This window comes from Microcella sp., from assembly GCF_030645145.1.
In the GTDB taxonomy this organism is placed as follows: Bacteria; Actinomycetota; Actinomycetes; order Actinomycetales; family Microbacteriaceae; genus Microcella.
Genome location: NZ_JAUSMI010000040.1, coordinates 1 through 2,978, shown reverse-complemented (window position 1 = coordinate 2,978; position 2,978 = coordinate 1). Strand labels below are relative to the sequence as shown.

General features: G+C 69.0%; 2 protein-coding genes. Both read left to right on the top strand.

Features of this window, described 5'->3' with window-relative positions:
* The first annotated feature begins 276 nt into the window (after positions 1 to 276).
* The gene (hpf, locus tag Q7T15_RS02360; protein WP_304692895.1) at positions 277 to 957 is read left to right on the top strand and encodes a ribosome hibernation-promoting factor, HPF/YfiA family; all 681 of its coding nucleotides are present in this window, start codon (positions 277 to 279) and stop codon (positions 955 to 957) included.
* 224 nt (positions 958 to 1,181) lie between these two features.
* On the top strand, positions 1,182 to 2,978 hold a 1,797-nt coding region (secA, locus tag Q7T15_RS02355; protein WP_304692893.1), incomplete at its 3' end, for a preprotein translocase subunit SecA.

The window sequence follows — 2,978 nt, the reverse complement described above, 5'->3', positions numbered from 1 at the left end:
ACCCTGCGCGCCGCGGCGCGCGCCCTCGCGCGAGCGGGCGCCGCGGTCGTGGGATGCGCCGCGATCGCCGCGACGCCGCGGCGGGCGGGCGAGTCGGCCATCCCGTGGACCGCGCCGGGGGTCGTCTCGACGACGGTCAGCACCTTCATAGGTCGCGCAGGCGAGAACGGCAGGGGCGTCGGTGACATCGGGCGCGGAGAGGACTAGCGTGTCGTCATGGAAGGCGTGATCACCGCCTGACCGCAGGCGGCACGCTCAACGGTCAAGGAGGTCGACGTGGACATCAGCATCACGGGTCGGAACATCGGTATCACCGACAGGTTCCGGGACTACGCCACCGAGAAGGCGGAGAAGGTCTCCCACCTCGCCGATCGTGCGCTCGCGCTCGAGATCAAGGTCTCGCGACACCACGAAAAGGCCGGCGGGCACGCAGGAGACGACCGTGTGGAGATGACCCTCGTCGGGCCGGGCCCGGTGGTGCGGGCCGAATCGGCCGGCAGCGACAAGTACGTCGCCTTCGATCTCGCGATCGACAAGCTCCTGGAACGACTGAGACGGGCCAAGGACAAGAAGAAGGTGCACCGCGGCCAGCATCGGCCGGTCTCGCTGCGCGAGGCCTCGGCCGACGGCTTCCGGGTCGTCGACATCACGCCGGCCGACGTCGAGATGATCGAGAAGGTCGCGACCGGCCAGCACCCGATCGTCGAGGAGCCCGCGGCGGAGGGCGAGGAGTCGTACTCGCCCGTCGTCGTGCGCGAGAAGGTCTTCCCCGCGGTCTCGATGACGGTCGACGAGGCGGTCGATCAGCTCGAGCTCGTCGGCCACGACTTCTTCCTCTTCATCGATGCGGCCTCCGACCGACCGAGCGTCGTGTACCGGCGCACCGGCTGGAACTACGGAGTCATCGGCCTCGAGACGGAGGAGGAGGCCCCGGCGAAGACGCGCCGTCGCGGCTGAGCGCCGCCGCCGCCCCTCGCGCGGGATGCCCGGAGCGCCGGGTGCGTGCACGTCGCGCACCCGGCGCTCCCGCGTCCGCCGCCCGGCACCCGTCGAGCGCACCTTGCTAGCATGGGCCCGCCGCACCTCGCGGTGGGCCGCCGCATGCCCGGGAACGATCCCGTGCGGCGACCCCGAGACCTGAGGGCCCCGATCGTGCGGGCTCGATGAGTGGAGTTACCGAAGTGGCGAATGTTCTCGAGCGAGTCCTCCGGGTCGGCGAAGGCCGCATCCTCCGTCGACTGAAGGCGTACGCCGACGCGATCAACCAGCTCGAGGACGACTTCACCGACCTCACCGATGACGAGCTGAAGAACGAGACCGCCGAGCTGCGCGAGCGCTACGGCAACGGCGAGTCCCTCGACGATCTCCTGCCCGAGGCCTTCGCGGCGGTGCGCGAGGCCGCGAAGCGGACCCTCGGGATGCGCCACTTCGACGTCCAGCTCATGGGCGGCGCCGCCCTGCACCTCGGCAACATCGCCGAGATGAAGACCGGTGAGGGCAAGACCCTCGTCGCGACGCTCGCCGCGTACCTCAACGCGATCCCGGCGCGCGGCGTGCACGTCATCACGGTCAACGACTACCTCGCGAGCTACCAGTCCGAGCTCATGGGCCGCATCTTCCGCGCCCTCGGCATGACGACGGGCTGCATCCTCTCCGGCCAGACGCCCGAGGTCCGCCGTCAGCAGTACGCGTCCGACATCACCTACGGCACGAACAACGAGTTCGGCTTCGACTACCTGCGCGACAACATGGCCTGGCAGTCGAGCGACATGGTGCAGCGCGGCCACTTCTTCGCGATCGTCGACGAGGTCGACTCGATCCTCATCGACGAGGCGCGCACGCCGCTCATCATCTCCGGCCCGTCCTCGGGTGAGGCGAACCGCTGGTTCCAGGAGTTCGCGCGCATCGCGACCCGGCTCGTCCCGGGCGAGGACTTCGAGGTCGACGAGAAGAAGCGCACCGTCGGCGTGCTCGAGCCCGGCATCGAGAAGGTCGAGGACTACCTCGGCATCGACAACCTCTACGAGTCGGCGAACACCCCGCTCATCTCCTTCCTCAACAACGCGATCAAGGCCGCCGCCCTGTTCAAGCGCGACAAGGACTACGTCGTCATGAACGGCGAGGTCCTCATCGTCGACGAGCACACCGGCCGCATCCTGGTCGGCCGCCGCTACAACGAGGGCATCCACCAGGCGATCGAGGCCAAGGAGGGCGTGACGGTCAAGGCCGAGAACCAGACCCTCGCCACGGTCACGCTGCAGAACTACTTCCGCCTGTACTCGAAGCTCTCCGGCATGACCGGTACGGCCGAGACCGAGGCCGCCGAGTTCATGAGCACCTACAAGCTCGGCGTCGTCGCGATCCCCACGAACAAGCCGATGCAGCGCATCGACCAGCCCGACCTCGTCTACAAGAACGAGCAGTCGAAGTTCGAGCAGGTCGTGGAGGACATCGTCCGCCGTCACGAGAAGGGCCAGCCCGTCCTCGTCGGCACGACGAGCGTCGAGAAGAGCGAGCTGCTCTCGCGCATGCTCGCCAAGCGCGGCGTGCGCCACGAGGTGCTCAATGCCAAGAACCACGCGCGCGAGGCCGCGATCATCGCGCAGGCCGGCCGCGTGGGCGCCGTCACCGTCGCCACGAACATGGCGGGCCGCGGCACCGACATCATGCTCGGCGGCAACGCCGAGTTCCTCGCCGTGTCGGAGATGAACGGGCGCGGGCTCAGCCCCATCGACACCCCCGACGAGTACGAGGCGGAGTGGGACGCCGTGTTCGACCGCGTCAAGGAGCAGGTCGCCGTCGAGGCCGAGAAGGTCATCGCCGCCGGTGGCCTCTACGTGCTCGGCACCGAGCGCCACGAGTCGCGCCGCATCGACAACCAGCTGCGCGGTCGCTCGGGCCGTCAGGGCGACCCCGGTGAGAGCCGCTTCTACCTCTCGCTGCAGGACGACCTCATGCGCCTGTTCAACGCGGGCGCC